The 20673-nt window shown below is 70.8% G+C and carries 19 protein-coding genes and 1 riboswitch; of the genes, 7 read left to right on the forward strand and 12 right to left on the reverse strand.

What is annotated here, in order from left to right; genetic code table 11:
- The first annotated feature begins 28 nt into the window (after positions 1-28).
- The gene (locus AC1DXJ_RS10625; protein WP_477613337.1) at positions 29-1582 is read left to right on the forward strand and encodes a DHA2 family efflux MFS transporter permease subunit; all 1554 of its coding nucleotides are present in this window, start codon (positions 29-31) and stop codon (positions 1580-1582) included.
- 77 nt (positions 1583-1659) lie between these two features.
- Here AC1DXJ_RS10625 and hrpA read toward each other — a convergent pair whose 3' ends face one another.
- The 5 genes from hrpA to AC1DXJ_RS10650 all read right to left on the reverse strand — a co-directional run bounded on the left by hrpA (position 1660) and on the right by AC1DXJ_RS10650 (position 9103).
- Positions 1660-5586, reverse strand: a complete 3927-nt coding sequence (gene hrpA, locus AC1DXJ_RS10630; protein ID WP_477613338.1) for an ATP-dependent RNA helicase HrpA — start codon at positions 5584-5586, stop codon at positions 1660-1662.
- Positions 5587-5617: 31 nt separating this feature from the next.
- Positions 5618-5821: a hypothetical protein gene (locus AC1DXJ_RS10635; RefSeq protein ID WP_477613339.1), complete on the reverse strand. Its 204-nt coding sequence runs from the start codon at positions 5819-5821 to the stop codon at positions 5618-5620.
- Between the two features lie 78 nt (positions 5822-5899).
- A complete protein-coding gene (locus AC1DXJ_RS10640; protein WP_477613340.1) occupies positions 5900-7219 on the reverse strand; it encodes a bifunctional o-acetylhomoserine/o-acetylserine sulfhydrylase in 1320 nt (439 codons plus the stop codon).
- A gap of 156 nt (positions 7220-7375) precedes the next feature.
- A riboswitch (SAM riboswitch) is annotated at positions 7376-7490 on the reverse strand.
- 72 nt (positions 7491-7562) lie between these two features.
- Positions 7563-8816 (reverse strand): hypothetical protein, encoded by a 1254-nt coding sequence (locus AC1DXJ_RS10645; protein ID WP_477613341.1) that lies wholly within the window; start codon positions 8814-8816, stop codon positions 7563-7565.
- A complete protein-coding gene (locus AC1DXJ_RS10650) occupies positions 8813-9103 on the reverse strand; it encodes a hypothetical protein (protein WP_477613342.1) in 291 nt (96 codons plus the stop codon). Before AC1DXJ_RS10650 ends, AC1DXJ_RS10645 begins: the two co-directional genes overlap by 4 nt.
- A 152-nt stretch (positions 9104-9255) precedes the next feature.
- Here AC1DXJ_RS10650 and AC1DXJ_RS10655 point away from each other — a divergent pair, with 152 nt between their 5' ends.
- On the forward strand, positions 9256-9738 hold the full coding sequence (locus AC1DXJ_RS10655) for a nitroreductase family deazaflavin-dependent oxidoreductase (RefSeq protein WP_477613343.1): 483 nt from the start codon (positions 9256-9258) through the stop codon (positions 9736-9738).
- Between the two features lie 27 nt (positions 9739-9765).
- Here the strand turns inward: AC1DXJ_RS10655 and AC1DXJ_RS10660 are convergent, their stop codons facing one another.
- The 4 genes from AC1DXJ_RS10660 to AC1DXJ_RS10675 all read right to left on the reverse strand — a co-directional run bounded on the left by AC1DXJ_RS10660 (position 9766) and on the right by AC1DXJ_RS10675 (position 14349).
- Entirely contained in the window at positions 9766-10173 is a 408-nt protein-coding gene (locus AC1DXJ_RS10660) for a hypothetical protein (RefSeq protein WP_477613344.1), read from the reverse strand.
- Positions 10166-10531, reverse strand: a complete 366-nt coding sequence (locus AC1DXJ_RS10665) for a hypothetical protein (RefSeq protein ID WP_477633338.1) — start codon at positions 10529-10531, stop codon at positions 10166-10168. Before AC1DXJ_RS10665 ends, AC1DXJ_RS10660 begins: the two co-directional genes overlap by 8 nt.
- Before the next feature lie 53 nt (positions 10532-10584).
- A complete protein-coding gene (locus tag AC1DXJ_RS10670) occupies positions 10585-11985 on the reverse strand; it encodes an RNA polymerase sigma factor (protein ID WP_477613346.1) in 1401 nt (466 codons plus the stop codon).
- A 189-nt stretch (positions 11986-12174) separates the two neighbouring features.
- A complete protein-coding gene (locus AC1DXJ_RS10675; RefSeq protein WP_477636917.1) occupies positions 12175-14349 on the reverse strand; it encodes an MMPL family transporter in 2175 nt (724 codons plus the stop codon).
- A gap of 210 nt (positions 14350-14559) precedes the next feature.
- Here AC1DXJ_RS10675 and AC1DXJ_RS10680 point away from each other — a divergent pair, with 210 nt between their 5' ends.
- Complete coding sequence (locus AC1DXJ_RS10680) at positions 14560-15351, forward strand: TetR/AcrR family transcriptional regulator (protein ID WP_477613348.1); 792 nt, start codon at positions 14560-14562, stop codon at positions 15349-15351.
- 21 nt (positions 15352-15372) lie between these two features.
- Here AC1DXJ_RS10680 and AC1DXJ_RS10685 read toward each other — a convergent pair whose 3' ends face one another.
- Together AC1DXJ_RS10685 and AC1DXJ_RS10690 are read right to left on the reverse strand one after the other, a co-directional pair.
- Positions 15373-15801: a hypothetical protein gene (locus AC1DXJ_RS10685; RefSeq protein ID WP_477613349.1), complete on the reverse strand. Its 429-nt coding sequence runs from the start codon at positions 15799-15801 to the stop codon at positions 15373-15375.
- A gap of 87 nt (positions 15802-15888) precedes the next feature.
- Positions 15889-16248 (reverse strand): hypothetical protein, encoded by a 360-nt coding sequence (locus AC1DXJ_RS10690; RefSeq protein WP_477613350.1) that lies wholly within the window; start codon positions 16246-16248, stop codon positions 15889-15891.
- A 183-nt stretch (positions 16249-16431) separates the two neighbouring features.
- Between AC1DXJ_RS10690 and AC1DXJ_RS10695 the strand changes: the two genes are divergently transcribed.
- Positions 16432-16653, forward strand: coding sequence for a hypothetical protein (locus AC1DXJ_RS10695; RefSeq protein ID WP_477613351.1), 222 nt, complete (start codon positions 16432-16434; stop codon positions 16651-16653).
- Between the two features lie 19 nt (positions 16654-16672).
- Here the strand turns inward: AC1DXJ_RS10695 and AC1DXJ_RS10700 are convergent, their stop codons facing one another.
- Positions 16673-17548: a LysR substrate-binding domain-containing protein gene (locus tag AC1DXJ_RS10700; protein ID WP_477613352.1), complete on the reverse strand. Its 876-nt coding sequence runs from the start codon at positions 17546-17548 to the stop codon at positions 16673-16675.
- Between the two features lie 152 nt (positions 17549-17700).
- On the opposite strand from AC1DXJ_RS10700, the gene AC1DXJ_RS10705 reads away from it, so the two are divergent.
- The 3 genes from AC1DXJ_RS10705 to AC1DXJ_RS10715 all read left to right on the forward strand — a co-directional run bounded on the left by AC1DXJ_RS10705 (position 17701) and on the right by AC1DXJ_RS10715 (position 20640).
- Positions 17701-19041: an MFS transporter gene (locus tag AC1DXJ_RS10705; protein ID WP_477636918.1), complete on the forward strand. Its 1341-nt coding sequence runs from the start codon at positions 17701-17703 to the stop codon at positions 19039-19041.
- Between the two features lie 127 nt (positions 19042-19168).
- A complete protein-coding gene (locus AC1DXJ_RS10710) occupies positions 19169-19498 on the forward strand; it encodes a hypothetical protein (RefSeq protein ID WP_477613354.1) in 330 nt (109 codons plus the stop codon).
- Positions 19471-20640 (forward strand): flavin-containing monooxygenase, encoded by a 1170-nt coding sequence (locus AC1DXJ_RS10715; protein WP_477613355.1) that lies wholly within the window; start codon positions 19471-19473, stop codon positions 20638-20640. Before AC1DXJ_RS10710 ends, AC1DXJ_RS10715 begins: the two co-directional genes overlap by 28 nt.
- Positions 20641-20673: the final 33 nt, after the last annotated feature.

Here is a 20673-nt window from a genome sequence, read left to right on the forward strand (position 1 = left end):
CGCACCACCCACACACCAAGGAACATCCATGTCTTCGACTGCTGTCGTCGAGTCCGTCTCGACTCCGGAACCCGACGCCGCGCCCAGCGGCAAGGGCCGGCACCTCGGCATCGCCCTGACCGTCATCACGGCCGCGCAGCTCATGGTCGTGCTCGACGGCACGATCGTGAACATCGCGATGCCGCACATCATGGCCGACCTCGGCTTCACCCAGGAGAACCTCTCGTGGGTCGTCACGGCCTACACGCTCGCCTTCGGTGGGCTGCTGCTCCTCGGGGGGCGCCTCGGTGACCTGTTCGGCCGCCGCAAGGTCTTCATGACCGGTGTGCTCGTCTTCGCCGGGGCCTCGCTCCTCGGCGGCCTCGCCCAGACCGAGGGCATGCTGCTCGGCGCCCGCGCGCTGCAGGGCATCGGTGCCGCGCTGGCCTCCCCCACCGCCCTCGCCCTGATCACCACGACGTTCCCGGCCGGGCCGGCCCGCAACCGCGCCATGGGCGTGTATGCCGCGATGTCCGGCGCCGGTGCGGCCGTGGGCCTCATCCTCGGTGGCGCGCTCACCGAGATCGACTGGCGCTGGACGATGTTCATCAACGTGCCGATCGGCCTCCTCGTGGCCTTCATGGCGCCGCGCTTCCTCTCCGAGTCGGAGCCCGGCAAGGGCCGGATCGACGTCCCCGGGGCGATCCTGGGCACCGGTGGGCTCGTGTCCCTGGTCTATGGCCTCACCAACGCCGCCAGCGACTCCTGGACCTCGGCGACCACCCTCACCACGCTCATCGCCGGTGTCGCGATGCTCGTCGCGTTCGTCGTCGTGGAGATGCGTTCCTCCCACGCGCTCATGCCGATCCGCATCCTGGCCGACCGCACCCGCGGCACGTCCTTCGCCGTGATGCTGATCGTCGGTGCCGCGATGTTCGCGATGTTCTACTTCCTCGGCCTCTACATCCAGCAGGTGCTGGGCTACTCGCCGCTGAAGTCCGGTTTCGCGTTCCTGCCGTTCTCGTTCGGCATCGTCGTGGCGGCGCAGATCGCCTCCACCCTGATGACCCGCGTGGACCCCCGATGGATCGCCGGAGTGGGCACCCTGCTCGCCGCGACGGGCATGTTCGGCTTCGCCCAGCTCGACGTCGACAGCTCCTACGCCACGGGCCTCCTGCCCTGGATCACCGTCCTCGCGGTCGGCATGGGCCTCACCTTCGTGCCGATGACGCTCACGGCCACCGCCGGCGTGGCGTCCGAGGACTCCGGTGTCGCCTCGGCGGTGCTGAACACCATGCAGCAGGTCGGTGGGGCCCTGGGCCTGGCGACCCTCAGCACGGTCTTCGCGAACGGCGCCAAGGACAAGGGCGCCGAGCTCGGTGCCGCGCTCCAGACCAAGGCCGCGTCTGGCGCTCTGTCCCCGGAGCAGCTCCAGGCCGCACAGCACCAGATCGCGCTGCAGGCGCAGACGTTCGGCTCCAGCCACGCCTACCTGGTAGCCGGCGTGATGATCATCATCGGCTCGCTGATCACCTTCGGCTTCCTGAACGTCAAGCACGAGTCGCTGTCGTCCGAGGGACACGAGAACGTGCACCTCGCCTGACCTGCTCATCGCGCCGACGAGGGCCCCGACCACCTGTGGTCGGGGCCCTCGTCGGTTGTGCAGCAGGAGTGCCCGAGTCACTCCAGGGCGGCGATGGCCGCGCGGATCCGCTTCTCCGACACCGGGTATGCCGTGCCGAGCCCGTTTGCGAACAGGCTCACCCTCAGCTCCTCGACCATCCACCCCACGTCCCGGACCGGGGCCGAACGGCGCTCGACGGGCGGCAGGGAGTCGAGCAGGTCGGCATACGCGATCTCGACCCGGTCCACGACCTCCTGATTGGCCGCGTCGCGCGCCAGCGCGGCAGGCGAGGACGGGGCCTTCTCCAGCCGTTGCAGCATCGCCCGCAGGTAGCGCCGCAGGTGGGGCAGGCGCGCGAGCCCGGTATCGGCGATGAAGCCGCCGTAGACGAGGCTGTCGAGCTGGGCTCGGACATCGGCGACGAGGGCCGACGCGGCTGGAGCGGTGAGGCCGTCGAGGCGCACCCGCACCTCCCTCGCCGCGGAGAGGACCGGCTCCACCTCCGCGACCACCGTCAGGACGCGCGTCGCGATGTGGGTGCGGACCGCTGCGAGCACCGCGTCGAAGGTGGCGGCGTCGCGGACTCCATCGGCGCCCGCCCCGTGGCCATCTCGCTCGAGGACGATCGCGTCAACGACGCAGGCCAGGGCGTCGTCGAGCAGGGCCGGCACGGAGCCGTGCGGGTTGTCGCCCAGAGCCAGCTTCTGCGCGTTGGTGAGGGTGGCCAGCACTCGCTTCCAGGGCGCCGTCGTGTTGAGCAGCAACAGCCGCCGGACACCCAGCGCAGTGGCCGCGCCCGCCTCTCTCGCGCCGGGCATCACGACGATGTCGACGCGGTCGCCGCGGTCCACCAGAGCAGGGAAGCCGTGAACGGTCTGGCCACCGGACGTCGACTCGAAGGTCGCAGGCAGGTCACCGAAGTCCCACTGCCGCAATCCTTTCCGCTCGATGGCTGCGGCCGCACTCGACATCCGCCGCTGCACCTGGCCGGCCAGCTGCTCCTGGAGGGCGTCCAGGTCCTTGCCGCTGCCCAGCACGCGTCCAGTGCCGTCCTCGACGGCGAACGTGATGCGCAGGTGGTCGGGGACTCGGTCTGCCGCGAACTGTTCGGGCGGCACCTGGATCCCGGTGCGTGCGCGGAGCACCCGAGCGAGCTCGTCAGCCAGCCGTCGGTCGCCGCCGGGCTGGGCCTGCGCGAGAGCAGCAGCCGCGTGGTCGGGCGCCGGGACGAAGTGCACCCGGGTGGCCTTCGGCAGTGACCGCAGCAGCGCCGTCGCCAGCTCCTCCCGCAGCCCGGGCACCTGCCAGTCGAAGCCCGCGTCGGACACCTGGTTGAGCACCTGGACAGGAATGTGCACCGTCACGCCGTCCGCCGCCGCACCCGGTTCGAACTGGTAGGTGACCGGCAGCTCGATGCCCCCTTGGGTCCACGTCCTCGGGTAGTCGAGGGCGGACACCCCCTCCGCGCTCTCGCGGGTGAGGAGCTCTTCGGTGAAGGTCAGCAGCTGCGGCGTCGTGCGGCGGGCGTCCTTCCACCAGCGGTCGAAATGGCGTTGGGAGACCACCTCGGCGGGTACCCGTGCGTCGTAGAACGCCACGAGGTCCTCCTCGTCGACGACGATGTCGCGGCGCCTGGCTCGTTCCTCGAGCTCGGAGAGTCGTTGCAGCAGAGCTTGGTTCGCGGTGAAGAACGCGTGGTGCGTGTCCCAGTCCCCCTCGACCAGCGCATGCCGGATGAACAGGTCCCGCGACTCCTCGGGGTTGATCCGCGCATACTGCACGGTGCGGGCGGCCACGAGGGGGACGCCGTAGAGCGTGACCCTCTCGGTCGCCACCACAGCGCCCTGCTTGCGAGACCAACGCGGCTCGGAGTAGGTGCGCTTGACGAGGTGGTGGGCCAGCCGCTCGGCCCAGATCGGGTCGATCCTGGCGTTGCTGCGCGCCCACAGCCGGGTCGTCTCGACGAGCTCGGCCGACATCACCCAGGTCGGCTGACGGCGGAAGAGCGTCGAGCCGGGCGAGATGCCGAACCGTGCCCCGCGAGCCCCCAGGTAGTCACGCTTGGCCTCGTCGCGCAGCCCGATGTGGGACAGCAGTCCGGCCAGCAGCGCCTGGTGGATGAGGTCGGCGTTGGGCGGCTCCCCCGGGGCTGCGGTCGCCGCCTTCGTGTCGATGCCGACGTCCTGGCACGCCTTGCGCAGCTGGCTGTGCAGGTCCTGCCATTCCCGCACCCGCAGGTAGTGGAGGTACTCCGTGCGGCACATGCGCCGAAAAGCACTGTGCGACAACGCCTTCTGCTGTTCCTTGAGATAGGCCCACAGGTTCAGCAACGACATGAAGTCAGAGTGCTCGTCGCGGAACCTCGCATGCGACTGGTCGGCCTGGGTCTGCTTGTCGGCAGGTCGCTCGCGCGGGTCCTGCATGGAGAGCGCGGCGACGATGACCAGCACCTCGCGGGTGCAGCCCAGCGCGCCCGCCTCGATCAGCATGCGTCCCAGCCGCGGGTCCACGGGCAGCCGCGCCAACGACGTCCCGTATGCCGTGAGCCTCCTTCCGCGGCCACGCCCCTTCCGGGGCGGGCCCGTGGAGGGCGACGCCGCGGCATACCCGTCTGGGCCGTCCTGCCCGATGTCGAAGGCCTGCAGCTCCTCCAGCAGTCGGATGCCGTCGGCGACCTGGCGGGCGTCCGGGGCGTCCACGAAGGGGAAGGCCGCGATGTCGCCGAGGCCCAGCGAGGTCATCTGGAGGATGACGGACGCGAGGCTGGTGCGCTGGATCTCGGGCTCGGTGAACTCCGGTCGCGCCTCGTAGTCCTCCTCGGAGTACAGCCGGATGCAGATGCCGTCGGCGAGGCGCCCACAGCGGCCGGCGCGCTGGTTCGCACTCGCCTGCGAGATCCCCTCGATCGGCAGCCGCTGCACCTTGGTGCGCTGGGAGTACCGCGAGATTCGCGCGGTGCCGGCATCGACGACGTAGCGGATGCCGGGCACAGTGAGCGAGGTCTCGGCGACGTTGGTGGCCAACACGATCCGGCGTCCGGCGGCTCGTCCGAAGACCTTGTGCTGCTCTGCCGCGGAGAGGCGCGCGTAGAGCGGGAGCACCTCGGTCTGCGGCAGCTTCAGGCTCTCCAGCGCGTCCGCCGTGTCCCGGATCTCGCGCTCCCCGGACAGGAACACGAGGATGTCGTGACCGGTGCCGTCCGCGGCCCGCTCGGTCCACAGCTCCTCGACGGCCTCACACACGCCGGTGACCTGGTCGCGCTCTTCGGCATCGGGCCGCTCAGGGTCGACGAGCGGGCGGTAGCGGACCTCCACCGGGTAGGTGCGACCGGACACCTCGATGATCGGCGCCGGCTCACCACGGGCCGAGCAGAAGTGCTCCGCGAACCGCTGGGGGTCGATCGTCGCCGACGTGATGATGACCTTGAGGTCAGGGCGTCGCGGCAGCAGCTGCTTGAGGTAGCCGAGGATGAAGTCGATGTTGAGCGACCGCTCGTGCGCCTCGTCGATGATGATCGTGTCGTACTTGCGCAGCAACCGGTCTCTTTGCATCTCGTTGAGGAGGATGCCGTCGGTCATCACCTTGACGAGGGTGGAGTCGCTGCTCTGGTCGGTGAAACGCACCTGGTAGCCGATCGCGCCACCGAGCTCCACCTCGAGCTCCTCGGCGATCCGCTCGGCGACCGAGCGGGCCGCGATGCGTCGCGGCTGGGTGTGCCCGATCAGTCCGGCCTGCCCGCGCCCCACCTCGAGGCAGATCTTGGGCAGCTGGGTGGTCTTGCCCGAGCCCGTCTCGCCCGCGACGATGACGACCTGGTGGTCGCGGATCGCGGCGGCGATGTCGTCCTTGCGCGTGACGACCGGCAGGTCCGGCGGGTACTTGAGCTCCGGCACGGGCGGCGGGACGCGCACGGGCCGAGGTGGGCCCGCCTGACGTGGCCGCCGAGACCGGGACCGCTGCTCGGAGGACACGGGCGAAATCATACGGGTGAGCCCCAGCCACCCCTGGGTCTGCTCAGCGCACCAGTGTCGTCAGGTTGCGCGGGTTCGGCAGCTGGTCGGGAGCCAGGATCGCCCCGCCACCTGCGACGGTCACCAGCACGAGGACGACGGCAAGGACCGTCACGACCGCGACGAGGAGAAGCGGTGCGACCTGGTGTGGAAGGTGGACCGTGTGGACGTGCAGGTGGAGCGTCACGGGCCCCGGGTGCGAAGCCATGCCCCAGTATCCCCCCGCGGCCGACTGCTGACACCTGCATTCGACGTGTTCGGTCGGACGCAGGTGTCAGCAGTCGCCTCAGACGCCCTTGGCCGCGATGAAGCCCTGCTCCAGGTCGGCAAGGATGTCGTCGATGTGCTCGATGCCCACGGCGAGGCGCACCAGCCCGGGCGTGACCCCGGCCTTCAGACGGTCGCCGTCCGGGCCCTGGGAGTGGGTCGTGGAGGCTGGGTGGATCGCGAGCGAGCGCACGTCACCGATGTTGGCGACGTGACTGTGCAGCACGAGGGACTCGACGAACCGACGCCCCGCTTCGACGCCGCCGACGATCTCGAACGCCAGCACCGCCCCAGCACCCCGGGGCGTGTACTTCGTTGCCTTCGCGTACGACTCGTGGTCCGGCAGGGAGGCCCACACGACCTGCTCGACCTGCTCGTGCTGCTGGAGGAACGCCGCCACCTTGTGCGTGTTCTCCAGGTGCCGCTCGATGCGCAGGCTCAGTGTCTCGATGCCCTGGGCGATGAGGAAGGCGTTGAACGGTGCGATCGCGGGACCAAGGTCGCGCAGCAGCTGGACGCGCGCCTTGAGGATGAACGCGAGGTTGGCGCCGAAGGCACTCCCCACGCCGAGGTCCCGCGCGAACACCAGCCCGTGGTAGCTCTCCTCCGGGGTGTTGTAGTTGGGGAACTTGTCGGGGTCGGCCCCGAAGTCGAACGTGCCCCCGTCGACGATCACCCCCGCGATCGACGTGCCGTGACCACCGAGGTACTTGGTGGCCGAGTGCACGACGATGTCGGCTCCCCACTCCAGTGGGCGGATGAGGTAGGGCGTCGCGATCGTGTTGTCCACGACGAGCGGCACTCCGGCCTCGTGGGCGACGGCCGCGACGCCCTCGATGTCGAGCACCTCCGACTTCGGGTTGGAGATCGTCTCGCCGAAGAACAGCTTGGTGTTGGGTCGGACGGCGGCCCGCCAGGACTCCAGGTCGTTGGGGTCCTCGACGAAGCCCACCTCGATCCCGAACTTGGGGAGGGTGTGCTTGAGCAGGTTGAAGGTGCCGCCGTACAGGCTCGGGCTCGCCACGACGTGGTCCCCCGCCTCCGCGATGTTGAGGATGGCCAGGGTCTCGGCAGCCTGGCCCGAGGCGACCAGCAGCGCCCCGACCCCGCCCTCGAGCGACGCGACTCGCTGCTCGACAGCGTCCTGGGTCGGGTTCATGATGCGGGTGTAGATGTTGCCGAACTCCTTGAGGGCAAACAGGTTTGCCGCGTGTTCGGTGTCCTTGAAGACGTACGACGTCGTCTGGTAGATCGGCAGGGCGCGAGCGCCGGTGGCGGCGTCCGGCTCCTGTCCGACGTGGACCTGCCGGGTCTCGAACGACCAGTTGGTGGAGCTCATCTCGGTGTCCTTCACTCTCGGATGCCGCGTGGCACGGATCGGGGGACCGTCACCGGCGGAGCGGGTGGTCGAGGTGCCTGTGAAGGGAGGTTCGAGCTCCCGAGGTCCTGTGATCACTGATGCCACCGCCGGAACGGTGCGGGACACGTGGTGGGTCTCCCGCGCTTGCGGACGGCGACTGCGCCGCCCGCCAGGTCTTCACCCGGGGCACCCCACCGCGGAGGAGGGTTGCCGGCCAGCGAGCCGGGGCTTGTCGCTGGCACTCATGACCTGGGCCGAGGCTACGCCGGGGAGGTGAGCGGGCGGCATACCCATCTCTCATGGCGGACGCACGAACGGCGGGTCAGCGAGCGCCGGGACGTGGGTCGGGATCGGGGGTGGTGCCGCGCGCATCGGTGGCGTCGCGGGTCCGCATCGCCAGGTCCCCCTCGTGTCGGGCGTACAGGTCGCGCCCGGTGCCGACGGCCCCCAGACCCGCCGTGGTCGCCTCGGCCGCGAGGCCGGTCACGAACATCGTGCGCGACCGGGCGGGGTCACGGGTCACCAGGGCGAGGTCGTCGAGCCACTTGTTGCGCACGAGGACGCGTGCACGTCCCGCGACCTGCTCGGCCACCCAGTGCGCTGTCGCGGTCGGCGAGCCCGGCGACCGGGTCGCGCGGAACGTGCGGGCGTCGGGCTGGTACTCGGCTCGACCGGCGCGGCGAAGCTCCTCGGCCGTCGCGAGCCGGAGCCGTTGAGCCGTGCCGAAGCGCAGCGAGCGTCGCGCCGTCCTCGTCGGGCCCGCGAGGGCCGCGGGGTTCGTCGCCAGGGCGCCTCGCTTGAGCACGCCGGACGCGGCGCCGGTGACCGACATGGCGGCGCCCACGCCGATGTGGCCCCAGTCCCCGTCGCCGTAGCCGACCTTGACCACCGCGTCTGCCGTCAGCTGGAGTCCGTCGCACGCCCCGGCGGCGACCCCCAGCGCCTTGGACGGCGGCGTGGGAGCCATCGCCACGGCCCCTGCCGCGCTCCCGAGCACGCCGGCCCCGCGACTGAGCCCCGTCAGCGAGTCGTACATCCGTGAGTCGTCGAGGCCGTCCTGGACGAGCTGGTGCAGAACCGTGGCGCACCGGCGGTCCGCCTCGGCGAACCGATGCCAGGCTGCGGCATGGCGGCGTTCGGCGACCTGGACGAGCTCGAGCTGCTCCAGCTCCTTGCGGTGCAGGTCCGCGGCGACCGCACGCTGCGTCGGGTCGGCGCTCTCCTGCGCCATCACCCGCCGGTTGCCGAGGGTGACCGCGAGCTGCCAGGCCTCCGCGTGCGTCGTCACCGCCCAGGAGGCGTCGTGCTGCGCCTCCGCCAGGGCTGCGGCAAGAGGCCGCAGGGCCACCGCCGACACCGCGTAGCGACGCCCCACCGAGACCAGGAGCGAGGCCGCGGTGCGGGACCGAGCGGCGAAGGCGGCGCCGCCCGGCCCCTCCCAGGTCGTCCTGCTCGGGTCGCCGAGGCTTCGCACCGTGCTCGCCAGGGCCAGCAGCAGCTCGCCCTGCCCGGCCAGCCGGTCGGCGAGTGCGCGCACCGTGCCGGGATCACCCGGCAGCGGCCTCAGGATCGTCATCCCGGGCCACCGTCGAAGGCGGCGGCGCTCGTGCTCTCGACGTCGGCGTACAGCCGCCCGGCCAGCGCCGTCGCGGCCGCGAGGTCCTCGAGCGCGCGGCCGAGCACGTGACGTTGGTGCTCGAAGTCACCCAGCACCGACGCGAGGGCTCCGGCGCTGTCGCCGGGGCCCAGCGACCAGGTCTGCTCCGAGCTGCGCACCGCCTGCCACAGGAGGTCGTCGGCCACCTCCCGGAGGGAAGCGCCCAGCGCCACGATGGTGTCGGAGTTCACCTCGATCCGGGTCATGGGTCCGAGGGTAGGTCGGTCGTGGGACGCCTCCCGGAGTTGTCCACAGCCGCCTGTGCGCCGGATCGTCGGCGCCCGACAGGTCCCACCCAGCCGACCCGCCTGCTCGACCCCTCCACCCGAGATGTGCCGGTTCGTGTTGTGATGGACCCATGAGCATTGTTGGTGAGTACGTCGCCAGCCCCACCGGCTGGGTCCGAACGCAGGTCGAGCAGATCGAGGCCGCCGGGACGACCCGAGCGGTCGCCATCCAGGGTCGACGGGTCGTGATGCTGACCATGATCGGCCTCTCCGGCAAGGTGCGAAAGGTCCCGTTGATGCGCGTCGAGCACGACGGTGTGTATGCCGCGGTGGCGAGCAAGGGTGGCGCGCCGGAGCACCCCAAGTGGTACGCCAACATCCGCAAGAACCCGGTCCTCGACCTCCAGGACGACGACCGCACGTGGACGGTCCGGGCCCGGGAGCTCGAGGGCGCCGAGCGCGAGGAGTGGTGGCCGCGGTGCGTCGAGGCGTTCCCGCCCTACGCCGACTACCAGGTCAAGACCGACCGGCTGATCCCCGTGTTCGTCCTCGAGCCAGTCGACGAGCCAGTCGAAGAGCCAGTCGACGAGCCGGTGGACACAGCCACGGACTAGCGGTCGACGAAGGCCACCGACCAGCTCTCAGCTGGGACGGGTGCGCCGCAACCAGAGCAGGCCGAGCACCGGCAGCACCAGTGGCACGAAGCCGTAGCCGGACCCGAAGTGCGACCACACCGTCTTGTCGGGGAAGGCGTCCGTGGCCAGGTAGGACGCCAGACCCACGATGAGCACGCCTGCCAGCTCGACGCTGATCGCCACCAGCGCGACGCGGCGCGACGTGAGGTCGCCGCGCGCCAGCGCGACCGTCGCGACGACGTAGATGACCGCTGCGAGCGCCGACAGGACATAGGCCAGCGGCGCCCTCGAGAAGTACTCGGAGATCTGCAGCACCGAACGGCCGGTGGCCGCGAGAGCGAGCAGGCCGTAGACCGCGACGAGGACCACACCGGGTCCCGATCGGGTCGAGGGGGCGGACGGGGTCTCAGCCACGGAGGTTCCAGATCTGTTGGAGTCGGGCGGTCATGACCGCGACGCCGAACGCCCCGACGGCGACGACCCCCATCGCCCAGCGGGTCTTCTCCTTCAGCGCGAGGAACAGTGCCGCCGGCGGCACGAAGGGAAGCGTGATCGCATAGGCCGCGAACGTCGCCTGTTCGGCGCCGCCACCGGGTACCCGCCCGAGATGGACGAGGCAGACCACCAGCTGCACCAGGAGGCCCAGCTCGGTCACCCCGGCCACGAGCAGGAGGCGGTCGTCGACGAGGCGGCTGCGCGCGGCATACCAGGCGGCGACGGCCATCAGGCACACCGCCGCCACGAGCACGACGACGGTCAGCGGGAGGAGCACGGCGGGAAGCCTACGCGAGCGCCCCGTCGTGGTCCTTCGCCGGTCGGGGACCGTCAGCCGCCGGTCTTGACGCCCTTGCCGGACAACCGCGGGTTCGGCGCCTCTCTGTCGCCCGTCGTGGCCGGGTCACTCGGGGCGGACGCCGAGGTGCCGGCCTTGGCCGACTTGCCCTGGGCGGGCGGCGCCACGGACTTCGTCGAGTTGGGGGTGAGGTTGGGGGCATGCGTCGCGGGCGAGTGCGGAACCGGCGTCTTGGTGCTCGGCGCCTTGGTGGTCGACGGCTTCGACGGGTGCGTGGGCTTGGCCGAGGGGATGACGCGCGCCGTCGGTGCCGACGAACCCTTGGTGGGCTTGGCCGCGAGCACCCCTGCGCAGTACGCCTCCACCCGGTCCGCCCCACCGGCAGTGCCCGTCAGGTTGCGGAAGGCGACCGACCGGTCGCGAGCGGTGCCCTTGGCCTTGTCCGAGGCCCACGCCCTGCACAGGCCTGCGGCGGGGCTGCCCGCGGCATGGGGCCCCACGCCTGCATTCGGCGGGGTCGCCGGGTTGCTTCCGGGGTCCGGTGACGTGCCCTTGCCCGGGGCCTCGGGCGCCGGTGCCCCGACGGTGTCGTGCAGGACCTGCTGGACCGGGTCGGGCAGCACCCCGACGTAGGCGGCTGCCCCGAGACCGCCCAGCGACATCACCGACACGGACAGGGCCGTCGCGGTCAGGAGCGCGGCCCGCGACCGACCGGCTGCCGCCGCGGTCACGGCGCCCGCGGAGCCCAGGCCGATGGCGATGACCTTGACCCCCGGCGACCGGCGTGCCGAGGACGGGATCTTGCGGAAGGCACTCAACGCGATGTGTTCGTCTGCCAGTTCCGCCGGCGTGGGAGGGGCGGCCAACGACCACGCGAGCAGGTCGGCATCGGTGGCCAGCCGCTCCAGGGCCCGCGACTCGGCCCGTTCGATGTTCGCCTGGTCCACGCCGACGACGTCGGCCACCGCACTGGGCGGCAAGCCCGCCCCCAGGTGCAGCACGACGACTTCGCCCTGCCCGAGGGGCAGGGCGCGCAACGCGGTCAGGGTGTCGTTGATCCCGCGGTGCACCGGGTCGCCTCCTGCGTCGGACTCGATCAGCTCGTCGATGTCGAGCTCGCCATCGCCCTCGACCTGGAACCCCGGCAGCACGGTGACCGACCCCCAGGCCCGTCGGAGCGTGCTCTCCTCGGCGCGCTGGCGGGCACAGGCGAGCAACCACACGCGCCAGGCGAGCTCGTCCCCGACAAACCCGGGCAGACCGCGCACGACGGTGATCCAGCCCTCGCAGGCCTCGTCGTAGGGATCGTCGTGCCCGACGACCCGCAGGTAGCGGATCATGGCCGGGTTGGCATCACGCCAGAGCCGGGCGAAGGCATCCTCTTCGCCGGCTTGGGCAGCGCGCAGGGTGCGCGTGAATTCGGTCCCCAGCACGATCTCAGTATCGCGGTTCGGCCCGCGCCGTCCCCTCATCCGTTTGGCCCCAAAGTCAAGACTTGGTCAAGTCACCCGAGAGCAGTCCCGGCAGCCGCCGGCAGCCGCCGGCAGGCAGCGGGGCGGTGGTGCCGTGGCCAGGGCTTCGGTGAGCACCGAAGCCCTGGCACGGTATGCCGCCCGCCCGGGTCAGGGCGCGACTGCCAGCTCTTGGGCGGGCACCAGGACCGACTCGCGAGAAGCCGGCTCCTCACGGTGTCCGTGCCGCCCCCACCACCGCGCGAGTGGACCGGGTGCGTACCAGTTCGCCCTGCCCAGCAGTCGCATCGTGGCGGGCACCAGCAGGGCCCGAACGACGGTGGCGTCGAGCAGGACGGCCACGAGCATGCCCACCCCGATCATCTTGAGGAAGACGATCCCGCTCGTCGCGAAGCCACCGATGACGACGGCCAGCAGCAGGGCGGCGCTGGTGATGATGCGCCCGGAGCGCTGCACGCCGGCCGCGACCGCCCGGGTGTTGTCCCCGGTGCGGTCCCACTCCTCACGCACGCGGCTGAGCAGGAACACCTCGTAGTCCATCGAGAGGCCGAACAGGATCGCGAGCATCAGGATCGGCTGGGTCACGTCGAGGTAGCCGGGAGAGGTGAAGCCCAGCAGCCCCGACAGGTGACCTTCCTGGAAGATCCAGGTGACCACGCCGAAGGACGCGACGATGGACACGCCGTTCATCACGATGGCCTTGAGGGGCAGCACGACCGAACCGAAGGCGACGAACAGCAGGACGAGCATCACGGCCGCCACCATGAGCGCCATCCACGGCAGGTGGTCGCCGATCGAGTCGATCAGGTCCACGGCGTCGGCGGTCGGGCCGCCGACCAGCGCGGTGGTGCCAGTGGGCAGGTCGACGGCCCGGATGCCCTTGAGCACGTCCTGGCTGCTCGAGGTCTGGGAGTTCCCCTGCCAGGTCGCCTGCACCAGCGTCAGCTGCTGGCCGTCCACGGACCGGGTCGCCACGGCTTGCGCCTGGGTGACCCCGTCAACCGCCTTCAGGCTCGTGAGGTAAGCCGACCTGGCCACCTCATCCGCCCCGCGCACCATGATCGACGCGGTGGACGTCTCGCCACCGAACAGGTCCGCCTGCAGGTCCGCGGCCTGGCGGCTGGGCGAGCTGACCGGCAGGACACGCTCGTCGACGCTGCCCCACTGCGCCCCCAGGAACGGGCTGCCCAGCGCGAGCAGGCCGATGACGATGGCCACGAGGTAGGCGACGGGACGACGCATCACGCTGTGCGCGACCCTGGCCCAGGTGCCGTGCACCACCTCGTGGTCCGCGCCGTGCAACTCGTCCGGGGTGCGCGCGTCGGCGAGGTGGGCGCGCGAGCCGCGGCGCCACGGCATACGGCCGAACTCGATGCGGGACCCGAGCACTCCCAGCAGGGCGGGCAGCACCGTCAGGGCCGCCAGCATCGCGACCAGCACTGCGGCCATGCCGCCGTAGCCCATCGAGCGCAGGAAGTTCTGTGGGAAGAGCAGCAGCGACGCGAGCGAGGCGGCGACGATGAGGCCGGAGAACAGCACGGTGCGACCGGCGGTGGCCATCGTGCGTTCCACGGCCGCGCGGACGCTCTCGCGGGACGTGTCGGGTTGGTGCGCCAGCTCCTCGCGGAAGCGGCTCACGACGAAGAGTGCGTAGTCGATCGCCAGACCCATGCCGAGCAGGGTGATGACGTTGATCGAGAAGATCGAGACGTCGGTGACTCCCGTGATGAGGCGCACCACCGCGAACGCACCCATCACGGCGATCCCGCCGACCAGGGTGGGCATCAGGGCCGAGACGAGGCTGCCGAAGATCAGCAGGCTGAGCAGGAAGACGATCGGCAGCGAGATCGACTCGGCGCGCGCGATGTCCTTGGAGACCTGCTCGTTGACGTCGCCGAAGACCGCCCAGCGGCCACCCACACTCGTGCTCAGCCCGGGGGCGTCGAGGTCACCCTTGACGGCGTCCCAGTTGTCGCTCTTGGCGTCCTGGCTGGTGCCGGCGAGCGTGACGATGACGCGCGTGGCGTGTCCGTCGCTGCTGACCAGTCCCGGCGACCTGGTGTCGTAGTAGGTCACCGTCCCGGCCACATCGGTCCTGGGCAGTGCGGTCAGGGTGTCGGTGACCGCGCGCTGGAACGCCGGGTCCTCCACCCGCAGGGTCGGGCTGGAGTAGACGACCACGAGGTCGGTCTCCCGGCCGGGGAAGGTCGCCTGCTCGAGGACGAGCTCCTTCGCCGAGTCGGTGGCGGGGTCGTCGAACCCGCCGTTGGAGAGGTTGCCGAACACTCCTATCCCGTATGCCGCGGCGGCCAGGACCACCGCCATGCCCCCGAGCAGGACCAACCAGGACCTTCGTGCGACAAGCTGACCCCACCTGTGCATCCGAACCACTCCCTCGCAACCCTGCATCACTGATGTTTACAGCAGTAACAGTGATGGGTGTAAACTAAGTTGTCAAGGCTTCATGGTTAACTCTGCAGGACAAACCAGGGCACAGGGCATCCAGACCGTTCGCCGACGAGGAAGCAGGGCGAGATGACCGCGGTTCCGACGCGGCGAGAGCGTCAGCGGCAGGCGACGTTCGACGAGATCGTCGACGTGGCGCGACAGCTGCTCCGCGACGGCGAGGACGTCTCGGTGCGCGCCGTCGCCCAGGAGATGGGGCTGACTCCCCCGGCGCTTTACCGCTACGTCGACAGCCACGCCGAGCTGATGGTGCGCGTCGCCCGGTCGATCTTCGAGGACGTGGTGGCGGCCATGACGACCGCGAGGGACCAGCAGGAGCCGGACGACCCGGCCGCGCAGATCGTCGCGTCCGCCGCGGCCTTCCGGAAGTGGGCGCTGACCAACCGCAACGAGTTCCAGCTCGTCTTCGCCTCGGCGACCTCGGCCGCGATCGAGGAGGCCGCGGCGGCTCAGCCCGTGGTGATCACCTCCCTGGACGGATGCCTGCCCGAGGAGTCGGGCGTGAAGATGTTCGGGGCCTTCTTCAGCGAGATCTTCGGGCGGCTGTGGGTCAAGTACCACTTCCCCATCCCGGCCGACTCCGACCTCGACGCTGACCTGCTCGAGGTGCTGCGCAGCGAGATCAAGCCGGCCGAGGTGACCGACCCGCTGGGTGGACCGACCCCCGGCATGATCTGGATGTTCGAGCGGTCCTGGTCACGGCTCTACGGCACCGTGACCCTCGAGGTGTTCGGGCACGTGCACCCCGCGTTCATCTCCACGGGAGCGCTGTTCGGCGCGGCCATGCTCGACATCGGACGCGACCTCTGCATCGACGGCGAGTGGCCCCGGCTCCAGAAGGTCGCCCGCGCCCAGTACTGAGCTGCGCCTGATCGCGTCAGGTCAGGACGCCTGGCTCAGTGGCGGTGGCAGGGCTTCGACGCCGTCCGGCGACGCAAGGTAGAAGCCCAGGAGTCGGACCTTGTGGCGCGCGCAGGCCTCGATCGTCTCCTGGTGCCAGGCACGGTCGTTGTCGGTCGGCGTCACGCCACGACGGCGTCCGCGAGCGACCAGGATCGCCCCACCCGTCTCACCGACCATCGGAAGCAGCAGGTCGAGGAGGCTGCGCATGTCGGCGGTCGGCGCCTCGGGCGGCACATCGGACAGGACGACCGGCTGCACTCCCCGGTCCGCCTCGTCGCACACCAGCAGGGCCAGGGCGCCGTCTCGGCGTTCCTCGATGCCCAGGATCAGGTCGACCACGTCAGCCTGGATCGTGGTGTCAGTCAACGGAATCGTGCGCAGCTCGCGTGGAAGGTCTTCGTAGCTCATGTCCCGAATGCTGCCCGAACTCGCGACCTCCGCCCGAAGTTATCCCCAGCCCCAGCCCCGACCGCGGACGCGCGGATGGAGCTCGCGTCAGTGGCGAACCACTCGGCGCAGCAGCCGCAGGTCGTCGCGCAGCCGCGGGGGGATCGGCAGGTGGAGGGAGGTCAGCGCCTCCTCGTAGTCCGCCATCGCCGTCACGAGGCGCCCGCGCGCGATCGCGAGCACGTTGGGGTCCGACGGAGGACGTCGTTGCGCCGCGACCTCCGCCTGTGCCAAGGCCATCGCCGCGTGCAGCTCGGCGAGGAGCATGCGACCGGAGGACGACAGCCGCCCTTCGCGGAGCACTGGAAAAGCGGTCTTCGTCCCTGCCTGGATCATCACCGTGGTCATCCCCGTCGCGGACGGACTGGGCGCCACCCGGTCGGGCCACGCCACCATCGTCCCCTTCACAGTACGCCCCTTGGTTTCGCCGACTGACCCGCGGAAGGGGCGAGGGCGCACGTCAGCCTGCCCGTGGCGTACCGAAGGTCGGGGAGGTGGCGCCTCTTTCGGTCAGCTTCCCCTCGGACGAACGGAGGGGGTCGGGCTTGTTGCGTGACTTGCCGTGGCGGCCGGCTCCTAGCGTGCGGTCTCGTGAAGAACTCGCCTGTTGCCTCTGGTCGAAGCGCCACCGATGCGTATGCCGCGTGGTGCCGTTGCGGGGCAGCTGCTGCTGGCGAGGTCCACCCGTTGTGCACCGGTGCGGCGGCGGTCCACCACAGCGCACGGGTCGAGGTGCGGGCCGACCTGCTGCTCAGCCGGCTTCGGGCAATCCACCTCATGGGGACGATGGACAGCGAGCTCCGGCCGCTGTAGAGCGCGAGCTCACGCTCGGTCAGCCTCCGGTGACCGGGCCTCGTGGCGCGCCACTGGCCAGGATGGCCGACGTGAGCGCTGTGGCCGCCTCGGCGGGTGCCTGGCGGTTGGTCAGCAACATGAGGTCGAGGTGCGGCAGCTTGGGCAGCCCGCTGGAGGCCGGGAGCTCGACCAGGTCAGGCGGCATGAGCGTGCGCGCCATGACGGAGATGCCCAGGCCAGCTCGGACGGCGGCCAGCACCCCGTTGACGCCGCGGACCGTGCAGGTGATCCGGCTGCGGCGGCCGACGCGTTCGAGCGCCTGCACGCTGATGGCCCGGCTGAGGCTGGGCGCCTGGTAGACGACGAGCGGCACCGGCTGGTCGGGATCCACCCGGGTGCCGTCGACTCCGGCCCACACGAGCTGGTCGCGGCGGACGAGCTGTCCGCGCGCCAGGGTCGAGGTGCCCGCGTTGCGTTTGACGAAGGCGACGTCGAGGTGACCCGACTCGATGCGCCTGAGCAGCCCCTCGTTCTGCAGGACGGTCAGCTCGAGGTCGATCCGCGGATAGAGCTGGCGAAAGTCCCGCAGGATGCGCGGCAGGGGTGTCAGGGCGAGGTCGTCGGTCACCCCGAAGCGGAGCCGACCGGCAAGGTGGGAGCCGGTGAAGTAGCCGACGGCTCGTTCCTGTGCGGCCAGGATCTCGCGGGCGAAGCCGGCCATCGCCTCGCCGTCCGAGGTGAGCGCGACGCTGCGGGTGTCCCTGACGAACAGCGGGCGTCCGACCGCCTCCTCGAGCCTGCGCACGTGCTGGCTGACAGTGGGCTGACGGATCCCGAGGGCCTCCGCGGCCCGGGTGAAGCTCAGCGCCTGGGTCACGGCGAGGAAGGTGCGGAGCAGTTCCGGCTCGTACACGACCACTCCTTCGGGAGACGTGGCGATCATTGCGAATCGCAATGACACTTATATTACTCATTCTGTCTCAGAATGCAGCGAGGGGAACGTCGTCGCGCGCACACTGGAGGTGAACGCAACCAACCCACACGCGAAACCGTCCAGGACGACTCATGAGCTCCACCGCTGCCAACACAGTCCACCTCTCCGATCCCGCACTCCCCCAACATGTTTCACGCACCTTTCCCTCGCTCGCGAATCGCAACTTCAGGCTCTTGCTGTCCGGCCTGCTGATCTCCGGCACCGGCGGGTGGATCCAGCGAATCGCCCAGGACTGGCTGGTCCTGACGCTCACCGACAGCCCGACCGCAGTCGGGATCACGACCGCCTGCCAGTTCCTGCCGACCCTGGCGTTGGGCCTGCACGGCGGTCTGCTCGCGGACCGTTTCCCCAAGCGCGCCATCCTGCTGGCCACCCAGGTGTCGATGTCGCTGACCGCAGCCGTGCTGGCGCTGCTCACGCTGAGCGGGCACATCCGGGTCTGGCACGTCTTCCTCCTCGCGGCCGTCCTCGGAGTCGTCACAGCGGTCGACAACCCCGTGCGCCAGTCCTTCGTGCCGGAGGTCGTCGAGGGGCCGCAGCTGCGCAACGCGATCAGCCTGGTGTCCTGCACCTTCCAGATCGGCGCGATGGCAGGCCCCGTCATCGGTGGCCTCCTGATGAGCAGTGTGGGTGCGGGCTTTGCGTTCGCGGTCAACGCCCTCACGTTCGCGGCGCCGGTCACCGCGCTCCTGCTCATGCGCGGAGCAGGCCAGAGCCGTGCCGGGCTCGCCCACCCCGCTGGAGAGCCGGTCAAGGCCCCCTCCCCCGGGATCCGTGAGGGTCTGGAGTACGCCCTCCGTACGCCGACGGTCCTGTGGCCCGTCGTCATGGTCGGGGCGTTCGGCTTCTTCACCATCAGCCTGCCCGTCACGCTGGCCGCGTTCGCCAAGGACGAGTTCCACTCGGGCGCGAGCGGTCTCGGCCTGCTCAACGGGGTCGTCGCGGTCGGGGCCCTGGCCGGCGCCCTCACCACCRCACGGCGCAGCAAGCCGCTGCGCCTGCGGACAGTGGGGCTGGCCGCCTGGGCCCTGGCGATGGCCATGCTCCTCTCCGCGGCAGCGCCCGACCAGCTGTCCTTCACCCTCCTGCTCGTCCTCGTCGGCGCTGCAAACCTGGGCTTCCTCACGTCGGCCCAGTCGCTGGTCCAGCTCGCCACCGCCGACCACCTGCGCGGCCGGGTCGTCGGCCTCTACATGCTGGTGTTCATCGGCAGCGGGGCACTCGGCGGCCCCGTCGTCGGGTTGCTGGCCGAACACCTCGGTCCCCGCACCGGGCTGCTGATCTCCGGTGCGGTCCCGGCCGTGGTGACGATCCTCGTGTGCCGCCACCTGGCGCGCACCGCGTCGCTGCGGATCGGCCTCACCGCCTTCTCCGTCCGCGTCGTGCGACCCTCGGTGATGCCCCGCGGCTGAGGTGAGGCGCCCGCGTGGCGCGCACCCGGCATACCCGTCAGTGGGTGAATCGGGTCAGGGACCGCGTGGGGTGAATGGGCGTACCGCCCGACGAGGGACCTGGCCCGCGCTCCCTAGCGTCGAGGACATGAACAGCTCCCTTCCCCTGGTAGCGGGCACCATCGCCACGGTCGTCTTCGCGGCCAGCGCGCTGCCCATGCTGGGGAAGGCCGCCCGCAGCAAGGACCTCAGGTCCTACAGCCGCAGCAACCTCGTCCTGGCCAACGTCGGCAACCTCGTCTACTCGCTGTACGTCTTCCACCTGCCGCCGGGCCCGATCTGGATGCTGCACACCTTCTACATCGTCACCTCGGCCCTCATGCTCTTCTGGAGCCTGCGCTACCGAACGTCGGTGACGACCACGTCAGTGACACCCCCGGGGAGCGAGCAATGCGCACCGAACACATCGAGACCGTGATCATCGGGGCGGGGCAGGCCGGCCTCGCCACCGCCCACCACCTCCAACGGATGGGGCGCCCGTGCGTCGTCCTCGACTCGTCCGCGCGGGTGGGTGACGGCTGGCGCGAGCAGTGGGACAGCCTGCGGCTGTTCAGCCCTGCGTGGGCCGACGGCCTCCCGGGGATGGCCTTCCCCGCGCCGCGGTGGGCCTTCCCGACCAAGGACGAGTTCGCCGACTACCTCGAGGCGTATGCCGCGCGCTTCCGGCTGCCGGTGCGGCTCGGCACGCGCGTGGAGCGGGTGTCTCCGCTGCCCATCCCACCGGGCGGCTCCCGCGACGCGCAGGTCGGGTCGTCCGGCTACGTGGTCACGACCGCGGGAGGGCAGATCCACGCCGACCACGTCGTGGTGGCCACCGGTACCTTCGGGCGGACGCCCCACGTGCCGAGCTTCGCCGACCAGCTCGATCCGTCGATCCGGCAGCTGCACTCCAGCCAGTACCGCCGCGCGTCCCAGCTCCCCGAGGGTCAGGTGCTGGTCGTCGGCGCCGCTCACTCGGGGTGCGACATCGCCTTCGAGGTGGCGGCGACCCACGAGACCGTGCTGGCGGGACCGGACACGGGCCAGATCCCGGTGCCGTTCGGCTCGCCCCTGTTCAAGGTGGTCTTCCCGACGATGCTCTTCGTCTTCCGCAACGTGCTGACCCGGTCGAACCCGTTGGGCCGCAAGGCCAAGGAGCACTTCCGCCACGGAGGACCCCGCCTGCGGATCCAGCAGCGGGACCTTGCCGGGCGTGGGGTGGACTGGGTGACCGGTCGGCTGGTCGGCGCCAGGGAGGGCCTGCCCCTGCTCGACGACGGGCGCGTGGTCGACGCCCGAACCGTGGTGTGGTGCACGGGGTTCAGGCAGGCGTTCGACTGGGTCGAGCTGCCGGTCTTCGGCGAGGACGGGTGGCCGCGGGAGCTCCGCGGGGTGCCGGACGGGGTTACGGGGCTGTACTTCTGCGGCCTCCAGTTCCAGTACGCCGCCTCCTCGATGTTGATCTACGGCGCGGGGCGGGACGCCAAGCACGTCGCCACCCGGATTGCCGACCGCGCGGGCACCGTGAGCGCGCGGGACCGACGCCCCGCCCGCCCTGCGGGCCAGTCCGTGGCCTCCTGACCTGGGGCACCGTTCGCGCCGGAGGCTCAGGCA

This window comes from Pedococcus sp. P2_D9 (assembly GCF_056404275.1).

What these genes read in the sequence shown, in the direction of transcription:
- AC1DXJ_RS10710 (WP_477613354.1), top strand. Translation starts at nt 19,169, where the DNA reads ATGAACAGCTCCCTTCCCCTGGTAGCGGGCACCATCGCCACGGTCGTC.
- AC1DXJ_RS10715 (WP_477613355.1), top strand. Translation starts at nt 19,471, where the DNA reads ATGCGCACCGAACACATCGAGACCGTGATCATCGGGGCGGGGCAGGCC.
- hrpA (WP_477613338.1), bottom strand. Translation starts at nt 5,586, where the DNA reads ATGATTTCGCCCGTGTCCTCCGAGCAGCGGTCCCGGTCTCGGCGGCCA.
- AC1DXJ_RS10645 (WP_477613341.1), bottom strand. Translation starts at nt 8,816, where the DNA reads ATGACGATCCTGAGGCCGCTGCCGGGTGATCCCGGCACGGTGCGCGCA.
- AC1DXJ_RS10675 (WP_477636917.1), bottom strand. Translation starts at nt 14,349, where the DNA reads ATGGCGGTGGTCCTGGCCGCCGCGGCATACGGGATAGGAGTGTTCGGC.
- AC1DXJ_RS10655 (WP_477613343.1), top strand. Translation starts at nt 9,256, where the DNA reads ATGAGCATTGTTGGTGAGTACGTCGCCAGCCCCACCGGCTGGGTCCGA.
- AC1DXJ_RS10625 (WP_477613337.1), top strand. Translation starts at nt 29, where the DNA reads ATGTCTTCGACTGCTGTCGTCGAGTCCGTCTCGACTCCGGAACCCGAC.
- AC1DXJ_RS10635 (WP_477613339.1), bottom strand. Translation starts at nt 5,821, where the DNA reads ATGGCTTCGCACCCGGGGCCCGTGACGCTCCACCTGCACGTCCACACG.
- AC1DXJ_RS10650 (WP_477613342.1), bottom strand. Translation starts at nt 9,103, where the DNA reads ATGACCCGGATCGAGGTGAACTCCGACACCATCGTGGCGCTGGGCGCT.
- AC1DXJ_RS10640 (WP_477613340.1), bottom strand. Translation starts at nt 7,219, where the DNA reads ATGAGCTCCACCAACTGGTCGTTCGAGACCCGGCAGGTCCACGTCGGA.
- AC1DXJ_RS10680 (WP_477613348.1), top strand. Translation starts at nt 14,560, where the DNA reads ATGACCGCGGTTCCGACGCGGCGAGAGCGTCAGCGGCAGGCGACGTTC.
- AC1DXJ_RS10685 (WP_477613349.1), bottom strand. Translation starts at nt 15,801, where the DNA reads ATGAGCTACGAAGACCTTCCACGCGAGCTGCGCACGATTCCGTTGACT.